We start from the raw sequence: 21,785 nt of genomic DNA on the forward strand, positions 1-21,785 counted from the left end.
AACAGCGAGAAAGCCATGAACACGTCACAGTTAAAACAGTTTGAGACCCGGCTTTGGGTTATTCGTCAAATGAAACAGGTCTCAGCTTCCCTATTGGTTGGTGTATCGACCCTGATTTTTCTGGATTCAATTCATGTACTGAGTTCCGTGCTGCACGCGCTTGAGACGGCAGCGCTGTTTCCTTACATGATTGTGTTTGTGGCTTATTCAGTTTGCGGTGCATTCAGCCTGGGCATACTGGCTCGCTACGCATTTATCCGCCACATGAAACGGGTTGAAGTGGACATTGAACGGGCTTGGCTGAAGCGCAAACAGGCCGAGGTCACAGCAAAACGGTCCTCATTCAAACTAGTCCGTGGGCCTGTTCGTCAGCATGATACGAGCTACGAACCATCGCGCCAACTGCGGCGTGCGTGAAACCCATTTCATAGGCTTTTTCTTCAAACATCTTGAATACGTCGGGGTGCACATAGCGGCGCACCGGCAGGTGATGCCCTGAGGGTGCCAGGTACTGACCAATGGTGATCATGTCGACCTGGTGGTCGCGCATGTCGCGCATGACCTGCAGTATTTCTTCATCCGTTTCGCCAAGCCCCACCATGATGCCGCTTTTAGTCGGCGTACCTGGGTGGGCTTTCTTGAATTCCTGCAGCAACTTCAATGAATGCTTGTAGTCGGAACCAGGACGGGCTTCCTTGTAAAGGCGCTCGGTGGTTTCGAGGTTGTGGTTCATGACGTCTGGAGGCGCGGCATTCAGAATACCCAAAGCGCGGTCAAGGCGGCCTCGGAAGTCGGGTACCAGAATTTCAATTTTTGTGTTGGGTGACAGTTCGCGTGTTTTTTCAATACAGGCAACGAAATGCCCTGCCCCGCCGTCGCGAAGGTCGTCGCGATCGACTGACGTGATAACCACATAGCTCAGCCGCAGGGCGGCAATTGTTTTGGCCAGATTCAGGGGTTCATTTTCGTCGAGCGGATCGGGGCGACCATGGCCCACATCGCAGAATGGACAACGGCGTGTGCACTTGTCACCCATGATCATGAAGGTGGCTGTGCCCTTGCCAAAACATTCACCAATGTTGGGGCAAGACGCTTCTTCGCACACGGTGTGCAGCTTGTGTTCGCGGAGAATTTCCTTGATTTCATAGAAACGTGTAGAGGGTGAGCCCGCCTTCACACGAATCCAGCTGGGCTTTTTCAACTGCTCCACGGGCACAATCTTGATGGGAATTCGGGCAGTTTTGGCAGCAGCTTTTTGCTTGATGGTCGGATCGCTGACCGCACTCAGTTCTTTGGCGACGGCGGATTTTTCATTGATCTCAGACACGTTTTTGCTCCCTGGCCAGCGACAGGCCGGCTTTTTGTTTACTTTGCCACTGCGCTTCGCGCGGCTTCAAGATGCTGAATCAGATATTTCATCAGATGCACCTGCATATCATGGAGTGAAATTTTAACACCAATCGAGCTCAAATCCACGGTTTCCAACCCTTGGTATCCACAGGGATTGATGTGCTGAAAAGGGGTCAGGTCCATGTCAACGTTCAGGGACAAGCCGTGATAGGCACAGCCCTTTCGGATCTTGATCCCGAGGGCGGCAATTTTGGCCAGTTCACCATTCTGCAGGGTGTATACACCGGGGGCTGTGGGTTTTCGTTGGGCATCTGCCACACCGACCGCGATCAAGGCGTCAATAATGGCTTGTTCCAGCAATTGCACATATTCCCGAACCTTTAAACCGAATCGTCGAAGATCCAGAAGTGGATACACCACGATTTGGCCCGGGCCATGGTAGGTAATTTGCCCACCCCGGTCGGTATTGACCAAGGGAATGTTGCTGCGCTGCAACATGTGAGCAGGGTCTCCGGCCAGGCCCAAGGTAAAAACCGGCGGGTGTTCACATATCCAGATCTGGTCGCTGATTAGCCCGCTGAGCTGCTCTGTGCGGGCATCTGTGAAATTTCGCATAGCCTCCCAGGTGGGCAAATAGTCGACCAGGCCCAGTTCCTGAATTTGAATAGAGCCTCCAACTTGCAAGTTGATAACTTGCGGTGCGCTTTCTTCCTGGGGGATCATGTTTTTGAGATTTCCGGTTTTTACAAAGATTTTTACAAACAAGCGGTTGAGTACAAAATGTCGTCAGAGTCCATTGAATGGTTTGATATTCCCAGCGTCCTTGGGCGTCGGGCTGCTTCCGTATTGGGCTTATCCAAAGTGCCTATTGTGGAACTGGACGACTCGCATCGCCCCCTGATTCTTGCACATTTGCTGGCCCTGGGTGAAACCGACCGCCGTTTGCGCTTCAGTTATGCGCTGGGCGACGCAGCCATTGCCAAGTACACCGCCAGCATAGATTTTGAGCGTGATTCGGTATTTGGTATTTTTGGCCGGGATGATGTGTTGCTGGGCGTAGTGCACCTGGCTGCATTGAATGCACCCGAAGGCAGCAAGGCGCCCAAGGGGGCTGAACTGGGTTTGTCCTTGAACGAACAGATGCGCGGCCATGGTTTGGGAACACTGCTGTTTCAACGGGCTTTGCGCCGGGCCCGCAACGAAGGCATCGAGATGCTCTTTATCTATACCTTGATGGACAACGAGGCCATGCTGCGGATTGCGCACAAACTGAACATGCGGGTGAGCACGGCGGATGGTCAGTGCGAAGCCCACTTGCGCGTTGAACCGGCCAGCACCGGTTCCATGGTGCGTGAATTTGTGGATGAGCACTTGGCTGGCATTGATCATTTGTTCAAAGGTTCATTGAACCAGGTTCGTCGCTGGGCTGAAGAATTGTAAATCTGCAATTCAAAGACAAAAACCCAAACCTTGCAGCCAAACTGGTGTGGGAACCCAACCCGCCTGCCTGCCCACCATCAAACCAATTCCCAGCAAAATGACCGCGCCACTTGAACGCATCATCAACTGGTCGCCCACCTGGGTTGCCAAGGTTTGGCGCAACCTGCTGAACAATTGCAAACCCGTGCCGCTGGTCAACGCAAATACCGCCATGACCAATGCGCCCTGAAAAGGGCTACCGGCCAGGTAAGCGAGCATCAAGCCAGCCCACAACACGCCACATGGCATGAACAGCCACAACAGGCCTGCCTTGAGTGAATTGACTGCACTGGCTTTTTGCGCCATGCCAATTCGCCGTTGCAATGCAGGCGACAAATGGATGCGCTGCTGCACCAGTGCACCCAAAGGCTGGCCACGCCACAGCAGCAACACGGCAGAAAAGAACAGTATCACCATCAACATCCAGTTCAGTGCCGTAAATACACGCGCACCGCTGGCTGCCAAGCCCAATACACTGGATGACACGCCACCAGCCAGGGCACCACCTGCGGTATAAGTCAATGTTCGGCCCGATTGAAAGGCCATGGGCTTTTCAAGCCAGGGCGCTGCAAACTGGCACGCGCACATGGAGCCGCAGTGGGGGACCGCCAACAGCCCAAGTGCCAAGGCGGAGGCAAGCAGTGACAGGCTGACCATTCAAAGCACCTTGCTGTGCCCGCTAGAGCGCTGGTGAAGATAATGATCAAATACCATGGCAATGGGTCTTGCGAAAAACCAGCCTAGGGGCGTGACCTCAATGCCCTGCTCATCCATGTCGAGCAAGCCTTGCTCGGAAAACTGGCGAAGCTGGGCAAGTTCCTTCTCAAAATACGACTCGAATTCAATCCAGTGTGATTGAGAGTAATCCTGGAACTGAACGCTCCCCTGACAGAGCAAACCCATGATGACGCTGTAGCGAATGATGTCATCCCGGGTCAACTCGTGGCCGCGAAACAGGGCAAGGTGCCCCCTTGACAGGGCGTCTTCATAGGCATCCAGTTCGCGGGTGTTTTGCACCATGACAGACCCCACTTTGCTGATTGCGCTGACCCCCAGGCCAATCAGGTCGGCATCGGGCTGGGTGGTGTAACCCTGAAAGTTGCGGTGCAGGCGCCCTTGCCTTTTGGCCACAGCCAACGGATCTTGGGGTTTTGCAAAGTGATCCATGCCAATGTAGTCGTAGCCGGCACCCTGCATGCGTTCAATCGCCTGCGCCAGCAATGCCACACGGCCAGCAGCGTCGGGCAGGTCCTCGCTGTGAATACGCCGTTGGGGCTTGAACCGCTCTGGCAGATGGGCATAGCCGTAAAGCGCCACGCGGTCAGGGGAAAGACTGACCAGTTGATCTAGTGTTTCGGCAAATCGCTCGGGGTTTTGCTTGGGCAAGCCGTAGATCAAGTCGACGTTGATGGATTCAAAACCCAAACGGCGTGCAGCCTTGACCAGGCTTTCCACCGACTCAAAACTCTGCTCCCGGTGTACAGCCTTTTGCACCAGCGAGTTGAAATCCTGAACGCCAAAACTGATGCGATTAAAGCCGATGCTGCGAAGGCTGAGCAAGCGGTTTTCATCCACGGTGCGGGGATCTACTTCAATGGACATTTCAGCATTGGCTGCAAATGGAAACACCATTTTCAGCCCCTGTACCAGGCCCAGCAATTCCTTGTCATTCAAAAAAGTAGGTGTGCCCCCACCCATGTGAAACTGGGTGACCGGGGTCAGGTTGCCCGCGGCCTTTTTGGCAATCAGCATTGCCTCGTGTTCAAGACAATTCAGGTAATGGGACACACGGTCGTGTTTGCGGGTGATGACCTTGTTGCAGGCGCAGTAGTAACACACTGATTCACAAAACGGCACATGCACATACAGCGACATGGGGCGGCGTAGCCCCCCAAGGCAACGCCCTTTCAGCGCATCTTCCAGCGCACCCACGCCCACAGATTCAGTGCATTGATCGATAGTGGGATACGAGGTGTACCGCGGGCCCGGCACATCATGGCGGGTGAGTAAATCGTTCAGGTCGACCTTGGGTCTTTGGTTACTACTGATGCCGGGTGCGGGGTTGAACTGGATAACGGTTGCTGACATGGAATGCGTCCTGTTTGACGTTTATTTGATTCCATCCTGAAGTACAACGACTCTTACTGCTTTGATCTGTATCAAGGCTTGCGTAGAATGACTGGATACCCCTTACTTCATGGTGTATCAAACCGACATGTTGAATTCCGCTTGCACAGTGTCACTTCAGGAACTGAAAAAGAATTGCTCCAACTGCAATTTGAAGGATTTGTGCATGCCGGTTGGCTTGAAACCGGAGGAGCTTGAGCGCCTGGACAAGCTGGTGAGTTTGCGGCGCAAGCTGCTCAAGGGTGAACACCTGTTTCGCACCGGCGAACATTTCAATTCCCTTTTTGCAGTCAAAACCGGCACCTTCAAGACACTGGTCAACAATCAGGACGGCAGCGACCAGGTCATCGGCTTTCAAATGACTGGCGAATTGCTGGGCCTGGACGGCTTGGGGACTGGCCAGCACATGTGCGAAGCGATTGCGCTGGAAGACTCGGAAGTTTGCACCATCCCCTATTCCAGGCTGGATGAGCTGGCGCAGGAATTTCATGCCCTTCAAATGCACTTTCACCGAATCATGAGCCGGGAAATCGTGAAAGACCAAAACGCCATGCTGTTGTTGGGCAGCATGCGTGCCGAACAACGCCTTTCTGCATTTTTGTTGAATTTGACCGAGCGGCAAAAAGCGCGCGGCTTTTCAAGCCGCGAGATGGTGCTGCGCATGACCCGCGAGGAAATTGGCAGCTACCTGGGCATGAAGATTGAAACGGTCAGCCGAACATTCAGCAAACTTCAAAAAGACCAGTTGATCAAGATTGACCAGAAAAACCTGACTATCCTGAATCACACACTGCTTCAAAACCTGGCCACTGGTAAAGCACACTGAGCTTACTGTTGTCGCTGAGCCTCGGCTGGCTGAACCGGCGCGGCCTGCTCCACTGTAAAACCTGATTTGGTGTGGGGTTCAACCACGATGGCCTGCGGATCCGATGCAGCAATCCACAGGGTTGCAAACCCGGCCACCACAACGGTGGCTGGCAAGCCGAGCACCAGCCACATCCAGGGGTGTTTCATCATTGAGTCGTTGGTTTTGTTCAAGGCGGTTTGCTTCATGAGCGGTGTACTCCTTAGCGGGGTGCCAGAAAAACGGCAGGTTCATCAATGTGCTCAACGGTTTCAGACAAGGGGCGGCCCTGGTCAAGCCGGGCGCTTTCAATTCTGAATGTGATTGGGTTTGAACCAGCGTGTACCGAATCCGGATCGGCCTGCACATGCACAACCACCCATCGACTTTCGGTGGGGTTCAACACAAGCGCCTGTCCATCCACAACTTTCACATCGGTGTTGTCACCCAGCAGGCTGGTTTGCACTTGCAAAGTGTATTCGCTGGCATTCATCAGGTTCAGGCGATACACGTTCTCGATCTGACCGTTTTCAACCAAGCGGTAGTTAACTGTTCGATCGCGCACCACATCCACCCGAAGGTCGTCGCGGGCCACAATGGCCATGGCCATGGCGGCAATCAGTATCCATACCACCGCGGTGTACACCAATACGCGCGGCCTGAAAGCGCGGCGCAGCATTTGGCTTGCGCTCCAGCCTTGCTGCACACTGTTCTGGGTGCTGTAACGGACCAGGCCACGTGCATAGCCCATTTTGTCCATGACCTGGTCGCAAACATCCACGCAGGCCGCGCAACCAATGCACTCGTATTGCAGACCTTTGCGGATGTCGATGCCGGTGGGGCAAACCTGCACACACAGGTTGCAGTCCACACAAGCACCTAACTTGTTCGGTATCAATTCAGCCTTGCGACTGCGGCTGCCCCTTGGTTCACCGCGTTGTTCGTCGTAGGTCACCAGCAAGGTGTCTTTGTCGAACATGGCGCTTTGAAAACGGGCATAGGGGCACATGTACTTGCAGACCTGTTCACGCATGAAGCCTGCATTGCCAAAAGTGGCCAGGCTGTAAAAACCGATCCAGAACAGTTCCCACGGCTGGATGCTGAAGGTGATCAACTCGTGGGTCAGCTCCCGAATGGGTGTGAAGTAGCCAACGAAAGTGAAACCAGTGAACGCAGCAAAAGCAATCCAGACGGCATTCTTGGCCAAGGTGCGAGAACTGCGTTCCGCGGTCCACGGGCCGGCTGCGCGGCGCAGTCTTTCATTGCGATCGCCTTCGATTTTGCGCTCGAACCACATGAATATTTCGGTGTACACGGTTTGAGGGCAGGCATAACCGCACCACACCCGCCCGGCCACTGCGGTGAACAGAAACAGACTGAGCGCGGCAATGATCAGCAGGCCCGTGAGGTAAATGAAGTCCTGGGGATAGAACACCAGCGGGCCCAGAAAAAACCGGCGAGTGTCGAGGTCAAACAGCAATGCCTGGCGGCCGTTGTATTGAAGCCATGCTGTGCCGTAATAGAGCAGCTGGGTAAACCACACCATGACCCAGCGGGAACGCGCAAACCGCCCCCAGACCGACTTGGGCACTACCTTTTGGTCGGCCTGAAACATCAGAATCCATTCTTGTGAGGGGGTAGCCACGGGCACTTGCTCCACTCTTATTGCGCCAAGGCGCTGGTTTTTTCAGGAACATTCGAGAGTTGCCACACATAGCTGGCCAACACGCGGATTTGCTCCGCTGTCAGCAAGGTACCGTGGGCAGGCATGTTTCCGTTTCGACCATTGCGTATGGTTTCCACAATGGCTTTTTCCGTACCACCGTACAGCCAGGTTCGATCCGACAAGTTGGGCGCACCCAAGGCCGTGTTGCCCTTGCCATCCGCACCGTGACAGGCAGCACACACATTCTTGTAGGTTTCACGGCCCAGTTGGGCAAGCACGGAATTGTTGCTGCGCCCTGACAAGCTGAGTACATACTGGGCCACGGCGCGCGCCTCTTGAGTACCGCCCACTGCGGCTTGCATGGAAGGCATCTGGCCCTTGCGACCCTCAACGATGGACACACGAATTGTTTCAGGGTCACCACCGTGCAACCAGTCTGAATCAGTCAGGTTGGGGAAGCCCTTGGAACCCTGTGCGTCTGAACCATGGCACTGCGCGCAGTTGTTCAGGAACAGGCGTTGCCCCATGCTCAAGGCATCGGGGTGGCGCGCCACTTCTTCCATGCTCAGCGCGGAAAAACGGGCATACAGGGGCGCCGCAGTGGCTTCAATTTTTGCACGTTCGGCCTTGTACTGGCCTGTGGAGGTCCACTGGCTCGAACCTTCAAACGCTGCCAGGCCAGGGTAATAAATCAGGTAACCCAGCGAAAACACCACCGTGATGTAGAACAGGCCCATCCACCAACGCGGCATGGGGTTGTTGAGTTCTTTCAAGTCCTCGTCCCACACGTGGCCGGTTGAATTGGTGTTTTCGTCCAGGCTGACTTTCAGTTTCTTGCTGGCTTGAACCCACAGGAAAACCCCGCAAGCCAGCACACCCAGCAAGGTGACCACTGCCACAATCCATGGCACCACCGCAGAGAAAAAGTCGCTCATTTTGTCCTCACTTCGAAACCGCTTGTGTCGTCGTCCTGCACCACGTAATCGCTGATTTCAGCGAATTCGCTGTGACGCTTTCGGCTATAAGCCCACACCGTGATTGCAGCGAACAATCCAAACGCACCCACGGTGATGGCCTCACGCCAGAAATTCACATCATTGATCATGTCCATGTTTGGGTTCTCCTAGTGTCCGGGGGTGAAGGCAGCAACGGGGGCTGGCTCGGGCTTGCGCACGCCAAGGCCTTGCAGGTAAGCCACCAGTGCATCCAGTTCGGTTTTGCCTGCCACATCCTGCGGGGCTGCGTTGATTTGAGCCTCGGTGTAAGGCACACCCACTTTGCTCAGCGCACGCATGTGCTGCACCAGTGCCTCGCCATCCAGTTTTTTTCTGTCCAGCCACGAGTAGGCAGGCATGTTCGATTCAGGCACCACGTCCCGTGGGTTGTTCAAGTGAATGCGGTGCCACTCGTCGGAATAACGTTCGCCAACTCGGGCCAGATCGGGCCCGGTGCGCTTGCTGCCCCATTGAAAGGGATGGTCGTAAACAAATTCACCAGCCGTTGAAAACGGACCGTAGCGCAAGGTTTCTGCGCGGAACGGGCGAATCATTTGCGAGTGGCAGTTGTAACAACCCTCTTTCAAATACACATCGCGGCCCGCCAATTGCAAGGCGCTGTAGGGCACCACGCCCGGTGCAGGCTGCATGGTACTTTTCTGGAAAAACAGGGGGGCAATTTCAACCGCACCGCCCACGCTGATGACCAGCAACACCAGCACCAGCATGAGCCAGGAATTGGTTTCAATTTTTTCGTGTGAGAATTTCATGTGTGTCCCCAATTGAACTCAAGCGTGGGCCGGTGTGTTCAACACCAAGGCTGGAATTTTGGCCTGGACTGCACGGCCGTCCCTTGCTGTCATCCAGCAGTTCCAGGCCATGATGACCATGCCGCTGACATACAACAACCCACCCAGAAAACGCACCACGTAGTAGGGGTAAGTGGCTTTGACACTTTCCACAAAGGTGTAGGCCAAAGTGCCGTCGGGGTTCAGTTCCCGCCACATCAAACCCTGCATGACACCGGCAATCCACATGGCTGCGATGTACAGCACAATGCCAATGGTGCTGATCCAGAAGTGCACTTCAATAGCCGCCTTGCTGTGCATTTCTGCTTTGCCAAACAGGCGGGGCATGAGGTAGTACAGCGAGCCCATCGAGATGAAACCCACCCAGCCCAGCGCACCGCTGTGCACGTGGCCAATGGTCCAGTCGGTGTAGTGGCTCAGGGCGTTGACTGTCTTGATGGCCATCATCGGACCTTCAAACGTGCTCATGCCATAGAAGCTCAGGGACACGATCAGGAAGCGCAGAATCGGGTCGTCACGCAGCTTGTGCCAAGCCCCACTCAAGGTCATGATGCCGTTGATCATGCCGCCCCAGCTGGGGGCCAGAAGAATCAGCGAGAACACCATGCCGACCGACTGAGTCCAATCGGGCAGCGCGGTGTAGTGCAGATGATGAGGGCCTGCCCACATGTAAGTGAAAATGAGCGCCCAGAAGTGCACGATGGACAGGCGGTAGGAATACACCGGCCGGCCGACCTGCTTGGGGATGAAGTAGTACATCATGCCCAGAAAGCCCGCGGTCAGAAAAAAGCCCACTGCATTGTGGCCGTACCACCATTGCACCATCGCGTCTTGAACACCGGCATACACCGAGTAGCTTTTCATCCAGCCAGCCGGAATGGCCGCACTGTTGACCACGTGCAGCAGTGCCACCGCAATGATGAATGCGCCATAAAACCAGTTAGCCACATAAATGTGATTCACCTTGCGAATGGCCAGCGTGCCGAAAAACACGGCGGCGTAGGCCAGCCAGGTTAGTGTGATCAGAATGTCGATTGGCCACTCCAGCTCGGCGTATTCCTTGCCCTGGGTGAAACCCAGTGGCAATGAAATTGCAGCGGCCACAATGACCAATTGCCAACCCCAGAAATGAAAGGCGGCCAGCTTGTCGGAAATGATGCGCACGTTGCAGGTGCGCTGAACCACGTAATAGGAAGTTGCAAACAATGCGCAACCGCCGAAGGCGAAAATCACGGCGTTGGTGTGCAAGGGGCGAAGGCGGCCGTAGCTCAGCCACTCAATACCTTGACCCAGTTCAGGCCAGGCCAGTTGCGCTGCAATCCAGCAGCCCACAGCCATGCCGATCACGCCCCATAGAATGGCGGCAATTGAAAACTGCCTGACAACTTTGTAGTTGTAATAGTCGTTTTGAAGTTGATGGGCCACTGGTGCCTCCGGGAAAAAATGGAAATATTTGGAGTATTCAGTGTGTGCGTAAACGCACAAAGCCGCCTTGATCTAAATCAAGCAACTGCAGGGTGGATGAACTGTGGGGGGAATTTTGGATCAAGCAATCAGCCACCACTGGGGCTGTCGTCGTCTTCGAGAATGTGCAGAGCTTCCCGTGAGGACAGCTCGAACTGGCCAGTATTCACCGCCCAAAACAGTACAATGCCAATTGCGGCCACCAGTACCAGGCTCAAGGGAATCAAGAGAAACAGGATGTCCATTTATCCCCTTCCCTGTTTGACACGCAAGGCATTGAAAAATACGAGCAGGCTGCTCAGTCCCATACCGACTGAAGCCATCCAGGGATTCAGCAAACCCATGGCCGCCACAGGCACCGCGATACCGTTGTAAGCCAGCGCCCAAAACAGGTTTTGCCGACCCACCTTCTCGACCAGGCGTGCAGTGGTAAAAGCGTCCAGCACACCCGCCACACCGGGTTGCAGCAAGAGAAAGTCAGCTTGCCCGGCACTCAAGGTGGAGGCCCCCGCTGCCGCAAAAGACACATCGGCCCGGGCAAATGCACCGCTGTCATTCAGGCCATCGCCCACCATGGCCACGCACTGGTGAGTGGCCTGCTGGTGAGCAATCCATTGGGTTTTGTCCTCTGGTCCCATGCCACCAAGACGCGCGGAAAAAGGCAGTTTGGGCATCCAGTGGCGGACTGCCTCGGGTTGATCACCCGACAACAGGTTCAAGCTCAAACCCCGCTTTTTCAACGCAAACATTTGAGGTATCAAGGCATGATCGGCCTGCAAATTGATCGAGAAAGACAAGGCCTGAAGTGAACCTGGATTGAAGTTCACCGTACAGCAGGCGAGTGTTTGATTGTCCGTATTCTTGACATCCAGAAGACCACAATGCGCGACCGAGCCCAATCGCAATTCCACAAGCTTTCCATCCAGTTGAAACAGGGCGGACAAACCTGCACCTGCCTGTTCTTCGAACTGCAACCACTGCACTGGCGTAGCTTGGGCACTGAGGGTACGAAACAAATGTGCCGCAATTGCTTTGGACACAGGGTGCACCGATTTTCGGGCCAACATGCAAATGGCATTGAGCAGGCGCGCATCCAGAATTTCAGGAACACCCGCAAGGGCCTGGTGGCGAACCTGCACTGAATCGGCACGGGTGAGCGTGCCTGTTTTGTCCATGGCCACCACCGTGACCTGCGCCAGGGTATCCAAAGCTTGCGGGTTACGCACCAGCACACCCTGGTCAGCCAGCCGACGAATGCCAAACAGGCGAACTAGCGGCAGCGCCAAGGCCAAGGCACAAGGGCAAGTCACGATGAGCACAGCCAGGGTTGCACTGGCGGCCACCTCGGGCTGTGCACGGTAAACAGCCCAATACAAGGTTGTACCCAACGCACACAACAGCACCCCGAATACAAACCAGGGTAACAGGCGGTCGACCTTGTCTTGATGACCTGGTTTTGCTGCGAGCGCCTGCAACAACAACTGCCCCAGGGCGGTGAGGCTGTCACCACCAGCCAAGGGCAGGCTACGCAAGTGTGCTTGCGCACTGAGAAGTCGACTGCCGGCCTGGATGAGATCGCCCTGCTTTTTCAGCACAGGATCAACCTCACCCGTTCGCATGGCTTCATCCACCCACACCTCGGAGTGTTCTTCGATCAATTCCGAGTCAACGGGCACAGCCTGGGATTCGTTCAAACGGTACATTTGCCCAGCGGCCAGTTGAGCCACCGCCATGGTCTTCCAGAGAGGGCCATCCGGTACTTCAACCTGTAGAGGCAAGTCAGGCTGCAATCCTGACAAATGCTGCAAGGCACGGGCGGTTTGATTTTCTACCCCCATTTGCACCAACAGCAACAAGGTCAGCAGCATGGCAATGGAATCGAACCAGACATGGTGCGACAGGTTGTTCAGGTTCAGGCTGCTGAGTGCAAACGCAAGCATCAGACCCAGCACAATTGGCTGATCCATCACCAAACGGCGCTGCCACACCGCCACCCAGGCCCGGCGAAAATAAGGGGCCGCGCTGTACAGCATCAGGGGCAAGGCCAGCACCCATTGGGCCCAGCGCAACAGGCCGGTTTCAGCGATGCCGATTTCAGCAGGGGAATAGACATACTCGGGTGCGCTGTACATCATGATTTGCATCATGCACAACGCAGCAACCAGAAAACGAAGAAAGCGCGACCGTGCGGCCTTGCGATTTCGCAAGGCCTGTTGTTGGCTGCAATTTGTTGAATCCGACCCAAGCGAGTAGCCCAGGCGCCGCGCTCGTGTGGCCATCTGCAAAATAGCCTGTGGCGTGCTGGCAGCCCAACGGGCGAGGCTGCTGGCCGGGTTGACCGAAAATTCATTCAGGCCTTCAATCTGCCTTGCGGCATGCTCAAGTTCTACCGCGCAAGCACCACAGTCCATGCCACTGACGCGGGCAATACCTTCCCAGAGGCCGTCTGCTCGACGCACCTGCCGGGAACCAAGGTCGTCTTCTGAAATGGGCGTGGATGAATTCATGATTGCATCCTACCCATGCACCGCTGATCTGTAATTGATACAAATCAAGGGTTGATCACAATACGCACTCCGGCAAGGGGTTGGCACCCTGGAAAACCCAAATCGGCGCACTGACTGCCACAATGCGGTCACCGCGTTTCACTCGCAGGAAATACCAGTTTTTTCCCTCTGTAGGAGCCACGCTGAATTGCCCGGTTTTTGCAGGCTGCGCTGCGAGAGGAACATAATTCATCTGCGAATTCCTTGATGGCCCTGACTGGGAACTGAACAATTCCACGGACACGCCCTGCAAACTGTCCAGGGGATCCACACTACGGACATCAAATTCTAGTTGTACCGTGGGATTGCGCGTGCCGATTCTGGAACCCATTGGATGTCGCTGTTCACCCTGAACTGCGTCAAAGCGGATCCGCAGTGCATTTTCCTGCTGAGCCACCGTGTAAAAACGGCGGGCCAGAAATGCCTCGCGAATTTCAGCCTGTGTGTTGTTTCGGGCAATGACTACTGTTTTGGGCAAAGAACTTCCACCCCAGTCGGTGGCGTGGTGGTCCTCAGAACCAACCGGCCCCAAGTACCAACCTTTGTCCAGTGCATGGCCGTACCACGAGCCAAATTTGCCATCCGTGTCATATTCATCACCCTTGCCAAACACCTCCAGCCCCACCACCCGGTAATCAGCGGGTGCAATGTATTTGAAGTCATTGAACGCATACGCTGGATCGCCTTGCCGAAACACATTCAACGCATTCAAGGCACCGGCCATGCGTGTGGCCTGCCCCAAGCCCTCGCCAATCTGTAACAGCACGCTGTGGATGGCATCTTCACGGCCTGGATGATTGAAAACCATCAACCCATCGCCACCACCACCCAACTGCGGTGACAACACAAACCACTGCCAGAACAAATCCATGGAAACCACGTAACCTGGACCCGCTTTGGCATTGATGTTGTTCTTGCTCAAGTACACATTGGCATGACCAAAACGGTCTGAAGTCCACTCAAAGCCACGCATGGCTGTAAACAGGCCAAGGGACTCGCCCGTGACCTGGTTCGCCTGGCGTAATGTGCTTTGCCACTTGCTCAAACTGTTGCCGAGATTGTCGGGGTCAGAGATCAAGCACGACAAGGGATTGCTTGTGCAATTGGATGTATCTGGGAGTGCCAAGGGAATGGCCAAGTTGTCTGAATGATCCGAGGACATGACAAAGTCCATGCCTCTCTCACGGGTTTGCTGATACACCTGGAGTGGGTCGGTATTGGCTTGTCCGTCGGAATACGCAGTGTGCTCATGCATGGCGCCTAACAAGTGGGCGTAACCAAGCCCGTTTACGCCACCACCATAAAATGGCGTGCACTGGCCAGCCGAGATTTGCTGACCACCGGGTTGACCGGTGCCAAGCGGAGGCGTGGCCAGCAACCCGGCCAAAGGGCATCCAGATCGGGTGGGGGCTTGCAAACAATCCAGCAAACTCGCGGTTTGATCGGTATTGGCCCTGACATTGGCGACTACATCGCGTTGGTCTGTGCTGATCGAAAAGTTTTCGCGGTCAGAAACTTCGATGCGAAAAGTAAGTGCCTGGTTTGCCAAATCAGAAGGTATCAAGACCTGTGCGCTGGCTTTGTCCGCGTTCACCAGTTGCACACTGGCACCGCCCGTTTGAGCCCACCTGTAAAACAGGGCGTCTCCATTTGCATCTGTTGCGCTGACTTGCAGACTCAGGCTTTCGCCCGGACGAACCGGCTCAGGCAATGCGCGGGCATTTTGAATGACAGGTGCCGTGTTCACCGAGCGATCGGGCGTGGTCACCTCAAACAGGGTGAAACCCACCCCTTCTTCATTGTCAGTCGCAACAGCGCGGAATGTGTAAGTTTTTGACTCGGGGGAATTTGGAAGCTGTACATTCAAGTTACAGCCAGATTCTTCGTAGGTGATTTTCAGCGTTTCATTTCGCCATTGGTAACCTTGAATGGTGCCGTCAGTGTCTGTCGATTCACAGGCGCTGGCCAACAAGCGGTTGTCCGACTGCACAGGCGTTGCGGCAACCTTGACAATGGGTAGCGCATTCTCGAATGTATTCCGGATTTCAATTTCAACGCGATCTTCAAGCACGGTGTTGTCTGAGAACTGTGCCTGCACCACAAATTCGACAACTGTGTCTTGATTGACCTGTGGCAATTTCAGCGACAGAACCGACTCGTTTGACCGACCTTCATCACCAAAAAACACCTTGTCTTCATTGGTGGGAAACCAGGCATAGGCCACCACTGCGTTTTGATCCTGGCTTTGCACTGTCGCGGTCAGCTCAACAACGCTTCGCTCTGCGGCCTGCAGGTTTTCGCTGGCATTCAATACTGGCTGATTCTCCTGACCGTCAACGCTGGTAACTGCAGTGGTTTCGTTGTTATCGCCGCAAGCTGCGAGTACAGACATCAATAAAACAATTGAACACAAACGCGCTTTGTACAACATGGTGACAGCCCAGTAAGTTTTGAACTGATACCAGTGCGTCTGCGTTCGAGATGAGGTAAATACCACTAAGAGACAAGTCTCTGATTTGACACAATCAGTCGATCAAGTGGCCTGTTCGGACAAGAATAGTGCAACCTTCCTTTGAAAAAGGTGTGTGCACGCTGGCATGCGGGCTGCGAATCCAGATGCCTGCGGGGTAGTCGCCGTGCTCATCAGAGAATACGCCCTGAAGCACGAAAATTTCTTCGCCGCCCATGTGGCGGTGCATATTGAAAAAGGTATTGGGTGCCCATTGCACCAAGGCCGTGTGGCGGGTCTCGAAACTGTCCAGCGGCATCACTTTCAAACCTGGTACCAAGCCTTGGCGCCATTGCGCCTCGTGGGTGTTGATGACCACGGCTTCCTGGTCTTCAGCGCGCATGTGCTGCAACTTGACCAGGATGGTGCAACCTTCCGTGGATTTTGGAGAATGGCGCGTACCCACCGGGTTTTTGACAAATGTGCCAGCGGGGTAGGCACCGAACTCGTCTTCAAAGGTGCCTTCAAGCACAAAGAATTCTTCGCCACCGCCATGCACATGTTCTGGAAAGGCGCAGCCGGGGTCGTAGCGAACAATGGAGGTGAGCCGAGCCACTTCGCCACCATCACGCTCAAGGGGCTTGCGCCACACGCCGGGGGCTGGTGAGGCGACCCAGGCCACATCGTTGCTGTTGACGACTGCGCGTTGGGACAAATCGGCGTTGAGTTTCATGGTGCTGCTCGGGGTGTTACTGCGATGGAGTGATTCTAGCGTAAAGCGGATGTGTTGGCCCAATTGACGCAAGTTCCAATCGCCTTCGCCATTTGATTCATTGGCCCAATTGGCTTGGGTTTCAATCGCCTCGCCTGAAAACCTGTATTTCCCTTTTTGAAGTTCACACTGACTCACCTCGCTCGGCAAAAACGCGGGCCTAGTCTCGGTGCCGGCCTTTGGCCGACCGTGGCGTGTGAATTCAAACGGGCAGGTTTTCTTGAAGGCGAAACGATTGGAACACCGCCGCCGATTGGGCCATGAGCAACCGGTTATCCGCCGCACGGGAGAGCAATCCATTCGGATTACACAATGGATACCCATTTTGACCGAACATTCCGCTCAATCTACATTTTCTGAATCCATATTTTTCAGGAACAATCGTGGGCAATCAATTTTTAGAAAACAGCGGCCAAGGAATCGTTGCCGAATCAATGCGGGTTTATCAATTGGTAGACGGCAGAAAATACATTTGGGGCGGGAAAACCCTGGATGGCTTCGACTGTTCTGGATTCGTTGGATACGTGTTCAGCAATTTGTTTCCCGAGAAAAAATCTCACTTTCTAACCGATGTGCAGGGCTTCATCAACAGCAAATTATTCGAAACAGTAGATGTTGCACGACCTGGCGACATCATTGTCTTTCCTTCTGTAGATGGTTTTGTTAACCACATCGGAATTGTTGTTGATGACGAGCGCTGGATTGGATCGCAATCCTCTACGGGGGTTGCATATGTGAAATTCAGCAACAGGTTCTGGGGAAAGCGGCGACACTACTTTCGTCGGCTGATCACTTACTCAGCGCAATCCATTTCGAGTTATACGAGTAATGTGAGCTTCTCTCATGTCTAAACTACGAACTGTATTGATCTGCCTTGTCGTAGCAGCATCAGGCGCATGCAATTCACCAAAAAAAGAACTCACTGGCACGGATTCAATGCAATGGCAATTTCAATCGTATTCCTGCGCCTTTGGATGTGACCCTTTGATTGATGGCATTCTGAAGCCACTCATTGGTCATGTGCTGAATTTCGAATCGCCAAAAAATGGATTTGATTTGTTCAGTGAATGTGGTGGAAGAATTTCTTTAGTAAAAACCAGCTTGAGTAATGACGAATTGATTCAGCAATTGAATCAAACCGTATCACCCGATCAACAATTCACAGCTGAAAATACAGGTTTGAAAAATCCGACATTAACCACCGCCCGCGCCGTTTGTCATGAAAACGGAAAAACCACTTCGACGTTCTGGGTTGTGTCGTTGAGCGAAGATACGATGAAAGTGTACTTCGAAGGCGCAAGTTTTTTGGACTTCAAGGCGATCACAGCCAACTGAACCACGCTGGGTCAACGATATTGAGGATTCGGCGCAATCCACAATGGTACGCAATAATCAACGCCTCAACCGTGCGAACCAACGCTCGCGCGGGCGCCAATCCAGCCAACTCGGCAGTGGTGTTGCTTGTTCCGCACATTCAGGAAAACCGCCCCGTTTGAATTCAGCCGCAGCGTTCGGCCCACGGCCGACACACAATTCGGCCATCTTTTTTACCGAATTGTGTGAGCAAGGATCAATTCAAAAAGGGATCAAGCGGTTTTCAGTGCGGAACAGGCAACCCACGCCGAGGTGGCAATATAGCCACGCCGAGGCAGCGAACAACCCACGGCAGGTTGGCTGAACCGCCCTTACATCGACCTGCGATACTTCCCACCCACTTCAAACAGCGCCTGCGTAATCTGCCCCAACGAACACACCCGCACCGCCTCCACCAGCACTTCGAACACATTGCCGCCATCCATGGCTGTCTGCTTCAAGCGCTCCAACATGGGTCCGCTTTCTGCTGCGTGCAGTTGCTGAAACTCGGCAAGGCGCTTTAGCTGGCTTTGCTTTTCATCTTCGGTGGCGCGGGCCAGTTCAAGCGAATTCAATGAATCGGAATTTTCATCCGGATTCGTGAAAGTATTGACGCCAATGATCGGCAAAGTGCCATCGTGCTTCTGGATTTCATAGTGCATCGATTCTTCCTGAATCTTGCTGCGCTGGTAGCCGGTTTCCATGGCACCCAGCACGCCACCGCGTTCGCTGATGCGGTCCAGCTCATCGAGCACCGCATTCTCAACCAACTCGGTCAGCTCTTCGATCACGAAAGCGCCCTGGTTCGGGTTTTCGTTTTTGGCCAGGCCCCATTCTTTGTTGATGATCAACTGAATGGCCATTGCGCGACGCACACTTTCTTCGGTTGGTGTGGTCACCGCTTCGTCATAGGCATTGGTGTGCAGGCTGTTGCAGTGGTCGTACACGGCAATCAACGCTTGCAATGTGGTGCGAATGTCATTGAAAGCAATTTCCTGCGCGTGCAGGCTGCGGCCACTGGTTTGAATGTGATATTTCAGCTTTTGACTGCGGTCGCTGGCGCCGTAACGATCACGCATGGCAATCGCCCAGATTCTGCGCGCCACACGACCCAGTACGGTGTACTCCGGGTCCATGCCGTTGGAGAAGAAGAAACTCAGGTTCGGCGCAAAGTCATCAATCTTCATGCCGCGAGCCAGGTACGCTTCCACGAAGGTAAAGCCATTGCTCAAGGTGAATGCCAACTGCGAAATTGGATTGGCCCCTGCTTCCGCAATGTGATATCCGCTGATGGATACGCTGTAGAAGTTGCGCACTTCGTGGTCAATGAAATACTGCTGGATGTCGCCCATGACACGCAGGCTGAATTCGGTCGAGAAAATACAGGTGTTCTGTCCCTGGTCTTCTTTCAGAATGTCGGCCTGTACCGTGCCACGCACAGCTTTCAGGGTTGCAGCTTTCAAAGCCTGGTATTCCTGGGCATTGGGTGCGCGTTTGTTTTCAAACGTGAATTTGTCCACTTGCTGGTCAATGGCCGTATTCAGGAACATGGCCAGAATGCTGGGTGCCGGGCCGTTGATGGTCATGGACACACTGGTGCTGGGCGCGCACAAATCGAATCCGCTGTACAACACTTTCATGTCGTCGAGCGTGGCCACGCTCACACCACTGGTGCCCACCTTGCCGTAAATATCCGGGCGCAGGTCTGGGTCGAAACCATACAGGGTGACTGAGTCAAATGCAGTCGACAAGCGCTTGGCATCGCTTGCACTGCTCAGCATTTTGAAACGGCGGTTGGTTCGGGCGGGGTCGCCTTCGCCTGCAAACATGCGGGTGGGGTCTTCACCTTCCCGCTTGACCGGGAACACACCTGCCGTGAACGGGAAATAGCCAGGCAGGTTTTCCAGCATGACGAATTTCAGCAAGTCGGCACGGCTGGTGAATTTGGGCAAACTGACGCGATTGACTTTCAAACCGCACAAGGTGGTGACGGTCAATGGCGCCTGCAAGGCCTTGCCGCGCACCTCGTAGGTCAGCGTGTCGCCCTGATACCCTTCTGCCAGTTTTGAATAATCTTTCATGGCCTTTTGGGCGGCCATGCTCAGGCGAGTGCTCGTCAACTCCAACAGGTCATCCAGTGCTTCAACCGCCTTGGTCTTGTCGGGTTTATGTGCCAGCAAAAGCGCCTGGGCTCGCTCCATGCATTCGAGGTCGTACGCTGCCGCCACATCTTTTTGAACCTGTGCCTTGTAGCTGCGCACGGCTTGTGCAATTTCTGCCAGGTAGCGCACGCGCTCGGAGGGCACCACCGCCTTCATGGTGGTGGAATGCTTGGTGTCAATGGCATTGAACAGGCCTTTGGAAGGCTTGGCAATGGGCAAGGCTGCGCGCAAGGCCTTGTACAAGGCACTCACGCCATCATCATTGAACCGGCTTGCCAGCGTGCCGTATACAGGCATGGTGTCGGGCATGCTGGTGAAAGCCATACGGTTGCGTTGAACTTGCTTGCACACATCGCGCAGCGCATCCAGTGCGCCCTTGCGATCAAACTTGTTCACTGCCACGAAATCGGCAAAATCCAGCATGTCAATTTTTTCAAGCTGGCTGGCCGCACCGTATTCAGGGGTCATCACATACAGGCTGAAATCCACGTGGGGCACAATGGCGGCATCGCCTTGGCCAATGCCCGGCGTTTCAATCAACACTAGGTCAAACCCAGTGGCGCGGCACAGGGCAATGATGTCAGGCAAGGTGGCGGGCACTTCCTGCGCGGAATCGCGCGTGGCCAGCGAACGCATGAACACTTTCGGCTCATTGCCGGCCCAGGGGCCAATCGCATTCATCCGGATTCTGTCACCCAGCAGGGCTCCACCGGTTTTACGTCGTGAAGGGTCTACGCACACCACGCCAATGGTCAGGTCATCACCATGGTCCATGCGCAGTCGGCGAATCAATTCATCGGTCAGGCTGGATTTACCCGCTCCGCCCGTGCCGGTAATACCCAGCACAGGCGTCTTGCTGGTTTTGGCCAATGCGCGAATGGCGTCCAGGTCGGCTGTGGGTACTTCATCGCGCTCAAGGCGGGTAATCAGTTGAGTCAGCTGGGGCCAATTGGCAACCAAGGCTTGAATGCCTTCTGGCGTACTGATCACTTCAGCCTTCTTGCGGGCATCGCGAACCTGGGCGGCACGGGCGATCATGTCGCCAATCATGCCTTCCAGACCCATTTTCTGGCCGTCTTGTGGGCTGTAAATGCGGTTGACGCCATAGGCCTGAAGGGCTTCAATTTCGGAGGGCAAAATCACACCACCCCCTCCACCAAACACCTGGATGTGACCAGCCTGCTGGGCCTTCAGCTCATCGACCATGTATTGGAAAAATTCGTTGTGTCCACCCTGGTACGAGCTGACTGCCAGACCATCCGCGTCTTCTTGAATGGCAGCGTCCACAAGTTCCTGCACCGACCGGTTGTGCCCCAAGTGAATTACCTCGGCACCCTGACTTTGCAGCAAGCGGCGAATCATGTTGATCGCGGCGTCATGCCCATCAAACAGGGACGATCCTGTTACGAAACGAAGGGGCGTGCTTTTGTTGTCAGAGAGGGGTTTCCCCACCTCGCCGGTGCTGCTTTTCATGTGAGTCTCCTGATGGGTTGCGGTTGTTTTCCACCGCTCGTTTGAATTTTAATTCTAACCTATCCATGCGCCATGCGTAGCATGCGACGAGACCCAAAAAGCTTAAAAGGAGCAGACTGGAAATCACCCAGTACGTGAGAGGCACCCCGTAAACCGTGATGCCAAGTTGGGGAATAAACAAAACAATACTGAGAATCAAGGCAATCCAGACCCCCAGCAAACGCCAGGTAATTTGCTTGACTTGCCGCCAATACGCGGTTTCAAGGGCGGTGGGGGGACTGTTTTTCAAGCGAAGC

21 protein-coding genes are annotated in these 21,785 nt (G+C 54.5%); 5 read left to right on the plus strand and 16 right to left on the minus strand.

Annotated features, from left to right (window positions below):
• Window positions 1–15: 15 nt before the first annotated feature.
• Window positions 16–417: a hypothetical protein gene (locus RGQ30_RS14925; RefSeq protein ID WP_130557470.1), complete on the plus strand. Its 402-nt coding sequence runs from the start codon at window positions 16–18 to the stop codon at window positions 415–417.
• On the opposite strand, the gene lipA is transcribed toward RGQ30_RS14925, so the two are convergent.
• Together lipA and lipB are read right to left on the minus strand one after the other, a co-directional pair.
• The gene (lipA, locus tag RGQ30_RS14930) at window positions 344–1,327 is read right to left on the minus strand and encodes a lipoyl synthase (RefSeq protein ID WP_420915146.1); all 984 of its coding nucleotides are present in this window, start codon (window positions 1,325–1,327) and stop codon (window positions 344–346) included. The two genes, RGQ30_RS14925 and lipA, sit on opposite strands and share 74 nt — an antisense overlap.
• A 38-nt stretch (window positions 1,328–1,365) precedes the next feature.
• On the minus strand, window positions 1,366–2,073 hold the full coding sequence (gene lipB, locus RGQ30_RS14935; protein ID WP_130557469.1) for a lipoyl(octanoyl) transferase LipB: 708 nt from the start codon (window positions 2,071–2,073) through the stop codon (window positions 1,366–1,368).
• Window positions 2,074–2,130: 57 nt separating this feature from the next.
• On the opposite strand from lipB, the gene RGQ30_RS14940 reads away from it, so the two are divergent.
• Window positions 2,131–2,790, plus strand: a complete 660-nt coding sequence (locus RGQ30_RS14940) for a GNAT family N-acetyltransferase (protein ID WP_130557468.1) — start codon at window positions 2,131–2,133, stop codon at window positions 2,788–2,790.
• Between the two features lie 9 nt (window positions 2,791–2,799).
• On the opposite strand, the gene RGQ30_RS14945 is transcribed toward RGQ30_RS14940, so the two are convergent.
• Window positions 2,800–3,486, minus strand: coding sequence for a sulfite exporter TauE/SafE family protein (locus RGQ30_RS14945; RefSeq protein WP_130557467.1), 687 nt, complete (start codon window positions 3,484–3,486; stop codon window positions 2,800–2,802).
• Window positions 3,487–4,917 (minus strand): oxygen-independent coproporphyrinogen III oxidase, encoded by a 1,431-nt coding sequence (hemN, locus tag RGQ30_RS14950; protein WP_130557466.1) that lies wholly within the window; start codon window positions 4,915–4,917, stop codon window positions 3,487–3,489.
• Window positions 4,918–5,026: 109 nt separating this feature from the next.
• On the opposite strand from hemN, the gene fnr reads away from it, so the two are divergent.
• Window positions 5,027–5,782 (plus strand): fumarate/nitrate reduction transcriptional regulator Fnr, encoded by a 756-nt coding sequence (fnr, locus tag RGQ30_RS14955; protein ID WP_338284541.1) that lies wholly within the window; start codon window positions 5,027–5,029, stop codon window positions 5,780–5,782.
• A 2-nt stretch (window positions 5,783–5,784) separates the two neighbouring features.
• On the opposite strand, the gene RGQ30_RS14960 is transcribed toward fnr, so the two are convergent.
• From RGQ30_RS14960 to RGQ30_RS15005, 10 genes are all read right to left on the minus strand, one after another.
• Window positions 5,785–6,009: a FixH family protein gene (locus RGQ30_RS14960; protein WP_130557465.1), complete on the minus strand. Its 225-nt coding sequence runs from the start codon at window positions 6,007–6,009 to the stop codon at window positions 5,785–5,787.
• A 14-nt stretch (window positions 6,010–6,023) separates the two neighbouring features.
• Window positions 6,024–7,445, minus strand: a complete 1,422-nt coding sequence (gene ccoG / locus RGQ30_RS14965; protein WP_338284542.1) for a cytochrome c oxidase accessory protein CcoG — start codon at window positions 7,443–7,445, stop codon at window positions 6,024–6,026.
• A 17-nt stretch (window positions 7,446–7,462) separates the two neighbouring features.
• Window positions 7,463–8,401 (minus strand): cytochrome-c oxidase, cbb3-type subunit III, encoded by a 939-nt coding sequence (gene ccoP / locus RGQ30_RS14970; protein ID WP_130557464.1) that lies wholly within the window; start codon window positions 8,399–8,401, stop codon window positions 7,463–7,465.
• The gene (locus RGQ30_RS14975) at window positions 8,398–8,577 is read right to left on the minus strand and encodes a CcoQ/FixQ family Cbb3-type cytochrome c oxidase assembly chaperone (protein WP_130557463.1); all 180 of its coding nucleotides are present in this window, start codon (window positions 8,575–8,577) and stop codon (window positions 8,398–8,400) included. The genes ccoP and RGQ30_RS14975 overlap by 4 nt, the downstream gene beginning before the upstream one ends.
• A gap of 12 nt (window positions 8,578–8,589) precedes the next feature.
• On the minus strand, window positions 8,590–9,231 hold the full coding sequence (gene ccoO, locus RGQ30_RS14980) for a cytochrome-c oxidase, cbb3-type subunit II (protein WP_130557462.1): 642 nt from the start codon (window positions 9,229–9,231) through the stop codon (window positions 8,590–8,592).
• 18 nt (window positions 9,232–9,249) lie between these two features.
• Window positions 9,250–10,695 (minus strand): cytochrome-c oxidase, cbb3-type subunit I, encoded by a 1,446-nt coding sequence (gene ccoN, locus RGQ30_RS14985; RefSeq protein WP_130557461.1) that lies wholly within the window; start codon window positions 10,693–10,695, stop codon window positions 9,250–9,252.
• 128 nt (window positions 10,696–10,823) lie between these two features.
• A complete protein-coding gene (gene ccoS, locus RGQ30_RS14990) occupies window positions 10,824–10,979 on the minus strand; it encodes a cbb3-type cytochrome oxidase assembly protein CcoS (RefSeq protein WP_130557460.1) in 156 nt (51 codons plus the stop codon).
• Complete coding sequence (locus RGQ30_RS14995) at window positions 10,980–13,241, minus strand: heavy metal translocating P-type ATPase (RefSeq protein WP_130557459.1); 2,262 nt, start codon at window positions 13,239–13,241, stop codon at window positions 10,980–10,982.
• A 55-nt stretch (window positions 13,242–13,296) separates the two neighbouring features.
• Window positions 13,297–15,711 (minus strand): PKD domain-containing protein, encoded by a 2,415-nt coding sequence (locus RGQ30_RS15000; protein WP_338284543.1) that lies wholly within the window; start codon window positions 15,709–15,711, stop codon window positions 13,297–13,299.
• 94 nt (window positions 15,712–15,805) lie between these two features.
• Window positions 15,806–16,462 (minus strand): cupin domain-containing protein, encoded by a 657-nt coding sequence (locus tag RGQ30_RS15005; RefSeq protein WP_130557457.1) that lies wholly within the window; start codon window positions 16,460–16,462, stop codon window positions 15,806–15,808.
• Between the two features lie 422 nt (window positions 16,463–16,884).
• On the opposite strand from RGQ30_RS15005, the gene RGQ30_RS15010 reads away from it, so the two are divergent.
• Both RGQ30_RS15010 and RGQ30_RS15015 read left to right on the plus strand, forming a co-directional pair.
• Complete coding sequence (locus RGQ30_RS15010; RefSeq protein ID WP_130557456.1) at window positions 16,885–17,352, plus strand: C40 family peptidase; 468 nt, start codon at window positions 16,885–16,887, stop codon at window positions 17,350–17,352.
• On the plus strand, window positions 17,345–17,836 hold the full coding sequence (locus RGQ30_RS15015) for a hypothetical protein (protein ID WP_130557455.1): 492 nt from the start codon (window positions 17,345–17,347) through the stop codon (window positions 17,834–17,836). The genes RGQ30_RS15010 and RGQ30_RS15015 overlap by 8 nt, the downstream gene beginning before the upstream one ends.
• Window positions 17,837–18,186: 350 nt before the next feature.
• On the opposite strand, the gene icmF is transcribed toward RGQ30_RS15015, so the two are convergent.
• Both icmF and RGQ30_RS15025 read right to left on the minus strand, forming a co-directional pair.
• Window positions 18,187–21,489: a fused isobutyryl-CoA mutase/GTPase IcmF gene (gene icmF, locus RGQ30_RS15020; RefSeq protein ID WP_130557454.1), complete on the minus strand. Its 3,303-nt coding sequence runs from the start codon at window positions 21,487–21,489 to the stop codon at window positions 18,187–18,189.
• A complete protein-coding gene (locus RGQ30_RS15025; RefSeq protein WP_130557453.1) occupies window positions 21,449–21,778 on the minus strand; it encodes a DUF4212 domain-containing protein in 330 nt (109 codons plus the stop codon). Before RGQ30_RS15025 ends, icmF begins: the two co-directional genes overlap by 41 nt.
• Window positions 21,779–21,785: the final 7 nt, after the last annotated feature.

This window comes from Limnobacter thiooxidans (assembly GCF_036323495.1).
In the GTDB taxonomy this organism is placed as follows: Bacteria; Pseudomonadota; Gammaproteobacteria; order Burkholderiales; family Burkholderiaceae_B; genus Limnobacter; species Limnobacter thiooxidans.

Coding starts and splice junctions, on each gene's coding strand:
- RGQ30_RS14975 (WP_130557463.1), bottom strand. CDS start 8,577: ATGGACATGATCAATGATGTGAATTTCTGGCGTGAGGCCATCACCGTG.
- RGQ30_RS15000 (WP_338284543.1), bottom strand. CDS start 15,711: ATGTTGTACAAAGCGCGTTTGTGTTCAATTGTTTTATTGATGTCTGTA.
- ccoO (WP_130557462.1), bottom strand. CDS start 9,231: ATGAAATTCTCACACGAAAAAATTGAAACCAATTCCTGGCTCATGCTG.
- RGQ30_RS15015 (WP_130557455.1), top strand. CDS start 17,345: ATGTCTAAACTACGAACTGTATTGATCTGCCTTGTCGTAGCAGCATCA.
- ccoS (WP_130557460.1), bottom strand. CDS start 10,979: ATGGACATCCTGTTTCTCTTGATTCCCTTGAGCCTGGTACTGGTGGCC.
- icmF (WP_130557454.1), bottom strand. CDS start 21,489: ATGAAAAGCAGCACCGGCGAGGTGGGGAAACCCCTCTCTGACAACAAA.
- RGQ30_RS15005 (WP_130557457.1), bottom strand. CDS start 16,462: ATGAAACTCAACGCCGATTTGTCCCAACGCGCAGTCGTCAACAGCAAC.
- lipB (WP_130557469.1), bottom strand. CDS start 2,073: ATGATCCCCCAGGAAGAAAGCGCACCGCAAGTTATCAACTTGCAAGTT.
- RGQ30_RS14945 (WP_130557467.1), bottom strand. CDS start 3,486: ATGGTCAGCCTGTCACTGCTTGCCTCCGCCTTGGCACTTGGGCTGTTG.
- RGQ30_RS14960 (WP_130557465.1), bottom strand. CDS start 6,009: ATGAAGCAAACCGCCTTGAACAAAACCAACGACTCAATGATGAAACAC.
- hemN (WP_130557466.1), bottom strand. CDS start 4,917: ATGTCAGCAACCGTTATCCAGTTCAACCCCGCACCCGGCATCAGTAGT.
- RGQ30_RS14995 (WP_130557459.1), bottom strand. CDS start 13,241: ATGAATTCATCCACGCCCATTTCAGAAGACGACCTTGGTTCCCGGCAG.
- ccoP (WP_130557464.1), bottom strand. CDS start 8,401: ATGAGCGACTTTTTCTCTGCGGTGGTGCCATGGATTGTGGCAGTGGTC.
- fnr (WP_338284541.1), top strand. CDS start 5,027: ATGGTGTATCAAACCGACATGTTGAATTCCGCTTGCACAGTGTCACTT.
- RGQ30_RS14925 (WP_130557470.1), top strand. CDS start 16: ATGAACACGTCACAGTTAAAACAGTTTGAGACCCGGCTTTGGGTTATT.
- RGQ30_RS14940 (WP_130557468.1), top strand. CDS start 2,131: ATGTCGTCAGAGTCCATTGAATGGTTTGATATTCCCAGCGTCCTTGGG.